Source organism: Dysosmobacter sp. (genome assembly GCF_034093755.1).
Taxonomy (GTDB): domain Bacteria; phylum Bacillota; class Clostridia; order Oscillospirales; family Oscillospiraceae; genus Oscillibacter.
This window is the reverse complement of the sequence record NZ_JAXEBZ010000018.1, coordinates 1-6,285: the sequence shown is the minus strand read 5'-3', so window position 1 is coordinate 6,285 and position 6,285 is coordinate 1. Positions and strand designations below refer to the sequence as shown.

The window sequence follows — 6,285 nt, the reverse complement described above, 5'->3', positions numbered from 1 at the left end:
GCTCCGCAAAGGTCAGACCGGGGGTCTCCTCAGACCCTGCCGACGGCGTCGTCGCAAAGTCCGCTTTACGTGAAAAGCCCTGCGTGAAAGGGCTTTTCACGCGCCGCTCCCGTGCTCCTCCTTTTCCCACCGCAAACGCTTCGCTGGTTTGCGGTGGGAGCCCTGGGGAAATCTTCTGCCGGCTGCGCTATACACTGGCGCTCGTCGAAAGCTTTCCGCCGCAAGTTGCGGAAGTGCGGCAGTTGTCGTGGTGGAAAACCGAAAGGACTGTCCTTCTCTGCCCGCGCGTTCCGCTTCGCTACGCGCATACCCGGGCAGTAGCGGAGAGCAGCGAAACGGAGCGCCCCATCAACTACCCCAGTAGGGCGTAGCGGAGCGGAACGCCCGGGGCCAATACGCAGGGGCCTTTCGATTCTGCACACCGTTGACCACCCAAGCCCTGACTTGCGGCGGAGCAGTTCCAAATCCGCACAATGTCCGGCGCAGCCGGCAGAAGATTTTCGGGTCTGGTCGGTACCGTCTGAGGAATCTCCCGTCAGCCTTTGTGTACAAAGGCGAAAAAAGCGCTTTTCTTTTGGACCGTGCACGGCCCGTTTTCTTTGGGCAAGACCCAAAGAAAATGGGGGGTGCAAAGCCTGTGATCTTCATCGCACTCCCGGCACCCGGACGGGTGCATCCCCACCGGGGTCCCGGTGTTTTCCGTACCGAAACCGGTGCAATTTTTCCGCAAAAGCCCGCGGCGCTTCAGCGCACCCCAGTAGACCCGAACCCGCCCCGGTCGGGGCCGTCCAGATGCTCCACCCGCACGAAGTTCAGCTTCGGCTGATTCTCCACAATGCGGAACTGACAGATGCGGGCGCCCTTTTCAATGGTCACGTCCCGGGTGGCATACACCGGCATCCGCCACTCATCGTTGTCCCCGCGGTAGGACCAGTCCACCACGCCGATGGAGTTGGTCTGCAGAATCCCGTAGTTCTTGAAGGTGGAGCTGCGGGGCGCCAGATGGGCCTCGTACCCCTCCGGCAGCGCCATGGCCACCCCCAGCGGAATCAGCCGGAACTCCCCCGCCTTCAGCGTGACCTCCTCCGCCGCCCGCAGGTCAATCCAGTCGGATTTCCCCTCCACGTAGCACAGCGGCTCCATGTCCTCATGAAAGTATTTGACGGTAATGGTCTCCATAAAACGCTCCTGATACAATACTGAACGTATAATTTATATTCAATTATACGGATTGAAATTGAAAATAACCTGAAAACTCACTCCACGCCCCGCTCATAGAGGCCCCGGGTGAACTCACCCGCCGGGGCGGCGCCTTCCCGGTAAGCCCGGAACACCCGGACGCACTCCTCCGGAGACTCCACGGTGAACCGCAGCCGGCCGTAGGCAAGACCCAGCCGCTTCCACTCGCTCCGGTCCGCCAGATACAGCGGCTTGCTGTTCTGCACCTCCGTCCGGTGGCCGAAGGCGGGCAGCAGGGGGAACCGGGCGCCGGTGCGGTCGCCCAGGAAATGACGCTGGCGGCAGGGCCCGTCCCCGGGCACCTCCGGCCCCTGCCGGTCCAGCCGGCAGCCGGTGCCGTTCTGCACCAGACAGTTTTCCGTAATCATCAGCGGCAGCCGCCCGTAGACAATGGCCTCCGTGGGCAGGGGCTTGCGCATGTCCCGGATCTGGGCGAACCGCAGCTCAAAGGACACCGCGGCGGAGTCCAGACCCCGGTCCCGCAGGAAGGCCAGGGACCGGGCGTTGAATACATTTAAACCGTAGTCGCCGTACAGCCGCAGCCCAAGGTCCCGGGCCAGGGGCAGGTGGCCCAGGTTGCCGATGCCGGCGGCAGTGACCCCCAGGGCCTGGGCACGGGAGAGCATCTCCCGCAGCCGGGGCTCGTCCCGGTCCCGCCAGACGCGGGGGAGAAGGGCGCACCACTCCCCGTCAAAGGGCGGCAGGGCGTCCACGTGCGCCAGCTCCTCCAGAGGCACGTACACCCGGGCGGGGGAGAGGGCCAGCAGCTCCGCCGTCACCTGCTCCCACCGGGCCACGGATACGGTGCAGGCCGGCTCCGATGCGGCGCAGGTGTCCTCCGGCTCCGCCGGAAGGGGCAGCTCCCGCCGGGGCGGTACCGCCGTCCGCAGACGGTCCAGCTCCGCCAGGGCGTCCCGCCGCAGTCCGTTGAGGACGGAGGCAGGCAGGGACAGTCCGTCCTCCGCCGTCACGTCGGTGCGGCGGCAGCGGTAGGCGGTGCCGCCGGTCTTTCCCAGCCGCTGGGCGATCTCCCCGGCGGTGATCTGGCGGTTCCGGGCGGCCTCCGGCACCGGGCCGGTGAGGTCGGCGGTGTGGCCGTCATCATCGGTGACGGTGAGGGTCACCGGCGCCCCGGCGGATACCCGGCAGACGAAGTCCACCGGCACCGTGCGCCGGTCGCCTTTTTCGTAGGCGGCCCGGGCGGCGTCAAAGAGGGGCTTGGGGTCCGGGGCGTTCTCCGGCCGGGAGCCGAACATGCCCGGTCCCCGGCGGCCTGCCCAGTACCAGTCCGTAAAGCCCTCCCGGGAGAAGGCCTGCTCCAGCGCCGCCTGCTCGGCGGGGGTGGGGCTGCGGCCCTCCTCCAGCAGCCGGGCGTAGATGCCGGTGATCACCGCCACGTATTCCGGCCGCTTCATGCGGCCCTCCAGTTTGAGACAGTCCAGCCCCATGGCCGCCATGTCTCCCAGCTCCCCCGCCAGACAGCTGTCCTTCAGGGAGAGGGGATGGTCTCCGGCGGCCTTTTTGTCAAAGCCGTAGGGCAGGCGGCAGGGCTGGGCGCACTTGCCCCGGTTGCCGCTGCGGCCGCCGATGAGGGCGCTCATGGCGCACTGGCCGGAGTAGCACATGCACAGCGCCCCGTGGATGAAGGCCTCCACCTCCGCGGAGCAGCCCCGGCAGATGGCGGCGGTGTCCTCCCGGGAGCACTCCCGGGCGATCACCACCCGCTCGCAGCCCAGCGCCGCCGCCTCGTTGGCGCCGCCGGTGGTGAACAGGCTCATCTGGGTGCTGGCGTGGAGGGGCAGGTCCGGCAGGGCCCGGCGCAGCAGGTCAAAAAGACCCCAGTCCTGCACCAGCACCGCGTCCACCCCCAGACGGCAGGCGGCGCGGGCGGTCTCCAGGGCACGGGGCAGCTCCCGGTCCGTCAGCAGGGTGTTGAGGGTCAGAAAAACCCGGACGCCCCGCTGATGGCAGTACTGCAGGGCGCCGGCAAATTCCTCGTCGGTGAAGTTTTTGGCGTTGCGCCGGGCGTTGAAGTCGCCCCAGCCCAGATACACCGCCCCGGCGCCGCACTGAACCGCGGCCCGGAGGGCCTCCGGGGACCCGGCGGGGGACAGCAGCTCCATCACCGCTTGTTCCCGTTTCCGTTCCGGTTGTCCAGCCGCTGCTGCAGGCGGAATACCTCCCGCTTCAGCTCGCTGACCTCGTTCTGGGCCTGTCCCGCCTCGGCCAGGGCCTGCTGGATCTGCACCCGCAGAGCCTCGGAGGCGGCCTGCTCCTTGAACAGTTCGTCCGCCAGGTTCACCGCCGTCAGCACGGCGGCGTCGGTACGGCCCACCCGGGCGGCCGTCAGGATTCCTCCCATCTTTTCGCTGACATAGGAGCCGACTTTCTGCATGTAGCTGGCGGATTCCTCGGCAACGAGGGTGTATTCCTGATCGCAGATGGTAACGACAATACGGTTTTCCATAGATGGAAGGCCTCCTTGTTGAAGATTCCAACAGGTCATAACAACCCATTTTTACAATTTAACAGTATACCATATTCCCCGCGGTTCCGCCACAGAAATCTGAAAAATTTCCCCCGCCGCCGGGGCGGTGATTTTCTGGTTGTCCTCCGGAGGGTTTTCGTGTAGAATAGGGGAAAAAGATGGGGGAAGGGAGGCGCGGCGCATGGCCGGATATCTGGTGGAAGTGGGAAACGGAAGCGTGACGCTGCCGCTGTCGGTGGTGCGCTCACTGGAGCAGCGGGGCGACGGTGACGCGGCGCTGCTGTATCTGGCGCTGCTGCGCCATCAGGGGACGGTGGCGCCCCGGTCCCTGGCCGGGGAGCTGCGGTGGGACCGGGCGCGGATTGAGAGCGCCGAGGCGGTGCTGGGAGAGCTGGGGCTCATCACCCTCCGCCAGCCCGGAGAGGAGACGCCGCCCCCCGCCCCGGCGGAGGAGCGACCGGAGTATTCCGCCGACGACGTGGCCCGGAAGCTGGAGAGCAGCGCCGATTTCCGGGGCCTCACCGGCGCGGTGGAGCAGCGGCTGGGCAAGCGGCTCACCACCCCGGACCTGAACATCCTGCTGGGGTTGTATGACTATCTGGGCATGCCCGCCGACGTGGTGTACCTGCTGGTGTGCCACTGCGCGGAGCGGACGGAGCGGCGCTTCGGCCCCGGCCGCCGGCCCGGCATGCGGCAGATTGAAAAGGAGGGCTACGCCTGGGCCAGAATAGGCATCGACTCCCACGAGGCCGCCTCGGCGTACCTGGAGCGGTATGCCCGGCGGCGGGAGGCCATGCCGCAGTACATGCGGGCACTGGGCCTGCCGGAGCGGCAGCCCTCCCCCTCGGAGGAAAAGTACATGGCCGCCTGGCAGGAGATGGGCTTCCCGCCGGAGACGGTGGCCCTGGCGGCGGACAAGACCATTCTCCGCTGTCAGGAGCTGAAATGGCCTTATCTCAACGGCATTCTGAAAAAGTGGCACGAATCGGGCTTCCACACGCCGGAGGAGGTGGAGGCGGGGGACCGTCCCGCGTCCAAAAAGCCTCAGACCGCGCCCCGGACCGCGCCCCAGCCCCGGCAGGAGCAGAGCGGCGGCGGGGACCTGGCGTGGATGCGGAAGTACGTCCGCCAGCGGGACAAAAACAGGGAGGTGTGATCCATGGCATACGACGGCAAGATCATGCGGCGGGCCATGCAGCGCTATGACGAGGACCGGCAGCGCCGGCGGGAGGACTTCCGGCGGCGGGAGGCGGCGGTCTATGAGCGGGAGCCGCAGCTGCGGGACATTCAGCGGCAGCTGAACGCCACCATGAGCCGCATTATCACCTGCGCCCTGCGGCAGGGGACGGACCCCCGTCCGGCGGTGGAGCGGCTGAAGGAGGAGAACCTGAGCCTCCAGAGCCGGCGGCGGACGCTGCTGGCGTCCATGGGCCTGCCGGCGGACTATCTGGAGGAGAAGCCTGCCTGCCCCCTGTGCCGGGACACCGGCTATCAGGGGGAGGCGGTGTGCCGCTGCCTGCGGAGCTACTACGCCAAAGAGCAGCAGAAGGAGCTGTCCCGGATGCTGGACCTGGGCAGCCAGAGCTTCGAGACCTTTTCCCTGGACTGGTATTCCGCCCTGCCGGACAGCCGGGTGGGCACGTCTCCCCGGGCGAACATGGAGTACAACCGGGACGTGTGCGTGGACTACGCCTATGACTTCAACCCCCGCAGCGGCAATCTGCTGCTGACGGGCCAGCCGGGGCTGGGCAAGACGTTTTTGTCCGCCTGCATCGCCCGGGTGGTCAGCGAGAAGGGCTATTCCGTGGTGTATGACACGGCGGGCCACGTGTTTGAGCGGTTTGAGGTCCGGAAGTTCAGCCGGGAGGAGGACAGCCGGGCGGCGGAGGACGTGGACCGCATCCTCCAGTGCGACCTGCTGATTCTGGATGACCTGGGGACGGAGATGACCACGGCCTTTGTCCAGAGCGCCCTGTATGAGATCGTCAACACCCGCCTGCTGGCGGGGAAGAGCACCATCATCAGCACCAACCTGGGGGTGACGGAGCTGAACCAGCGGTATCTGCAGCAGGTCAGTTCCCGCATCGAGGGGGAGTATCAGGTGCTGATCTTTTTCGGCGAGGACATCCGGCGGAAGAAGCGGGAGCTGCGCTGAGCGGCGCGGGCTTTGCACCTGCCCCGGTGTGGGGATGCCGGTGATCACCGGGGGATCGCGGGTCCCCGCGGGAAATGCGCTGAGCAGCGCGGGCTTCCGGCCCCCACTTTTCTTTGCCCGTGCAAAGAAAAGTCGCCGCCGGAGCGGTGGAAAAGAAAAACGCTGGGCGTGACCTTTGCTCCGCAAAGGTCAGACCGGGGGTCTCCTCAGACACTGCCCGGGAAGCCCGGCAGCCTTCTGCCGGGTGCGCCGGACATTGAATGAAGATTGAAAACCTGCCGCCGCAAGTCGGGGTCTGGGCGGTCAGCGGGGTGCAGAATCGAAAGGCCCCTGCGTTTTGGCCCCGGGCGTTCCGCTTCGCTACGCCCTACTGCGGTGGTTGATGGGGCACACCGTTTCGCTT

Annotated in this window: 5 protein-coding genes; 2 read left to right on the top strand and 3 right to left on the bottom strand. The window is 66.8% G+C overall.

The features are described from left to right. Window positions 1–744: 744 nt before the first annotated feature. From SOX55_RS02135 to SOX55_RS02125, 3 genes are all read right to left on the bottom strand, one after another. The gene (locus SOX55_RS02135; protein ID WP_325285787.1) at window positions 745–1,179 is read right to left on the bottom strand and encodes a dUTP diphosphatase; all 435 of its coding nucleotides are present in this window, start codon (window positions 1,177–1,179) and stop codon (window positions 745–747) included. A 77-nt stretch (window positions 1,180–1,256) separates the two neighbouring features. After that, window positions 1,257–3,362, bottom strand: coding sequence for a DUF3656 domain-containing U32 family peptidase (locus SOX55_RS02130; protein WP_325285786.1), 2,106 nt, complete (start codon window positions 3,360–3,362; stop codon window positions 1,257–1,259). Then, entirely contained in the window at window positions 3,362–3,706 is a 345-nt protein-coding gene (locus SOX55_RS02125; protein WP_325285785.1) for a cell division protein ZapA, read from the bottom strand. The genes SOX55_RS02130 and SOX55_RS02125 overlap by 1 nt, the downstream gene beginning before the upstream one ends. 202 nt (window positions 3,707–3,908) lie before the next feature. On the opposite strand from SOX55_RS02125, the gene SOX55_RS02120 reads away from it, so the two are divergent. Together SOX55_RS02120 and SOX55_RS02115 are read left to right on the top strand one after the other, a co-directional pair. Continuing rightward, window positions 3,909–4,883: a DnaD domain protein gene (locus SOX55_RS02120; protein ID WP_325285784.1), complete on the top strand. Its 975-nt coding sequence runs from the start codon at window positions 3,909–3,911 to the stop codon at window positions 4,881–4,883. Between the two features lie 3 nt (window positions 4,884–4,886). Beyond that, window positions 4,887–5,882: an ATP-binding protein gene (locus SOX55_RS02115; RefSeq protein WP_325285783.1), complete on the top strand. Its 996-nt coding sequence runs from the start codon at window positions 4,887–4,889 to the stop codon at window positions 5,880–5,882. The last annotated feature ends 403 nt before the right edge of the window (window positions 5,883–6,285 follow it).